The following is a 301-nucleotide window of genomic DNA, read 5'->3' on the forward strand; positions in this document are numbered from 1 at the left end:
CACCGCTTCCGCGCGCGTCAGCGCTTCGTCCGGCCGGAACGTTCCATTCGCTCCGCCAGTCATAATGCCCGATGCCGCAGCGACTCCGATCTCATCGACTGCCCAGTGCTTCGCGTTCACATCTTGGAACGATACCGCTCCGCCGAGTTTGCCGCATGTATCATAAGCAACTGCGTCCGCCTTGCAAGCGTTCGTTACCCATCTGGATACGATTGCAGCCATCTGAGCACGAGTTACAACTTCCGTAGGACGGAATGTACCATCGTTGAATCCGAGGAGTATTCCGTTTGCGCTTGTCGCG

Annotated in this window: 1 protein-coding gene; it reads right to left on the bottom strand. The window is 57.5% G+C overall.

The window, feature by feature from the left end:
• A partial coding sequence (locus tag L3D05_RS26295) for an S-layer homology domain-containing protein (RefSeq protein WP_239619331.1) occupies positions 1–301 on the bottom strand: 301 nt, incomplete at both ends.

This window comes from Cohnella mopanensis (assembly GCF_022352055.1).
Taxonomy (GTDB): domain Bacteria; phylum Bacillota; class Bacilli; order Paenibacillales; family Paenibacillaceae; genus Cohnella; species Cohnella mopanensis.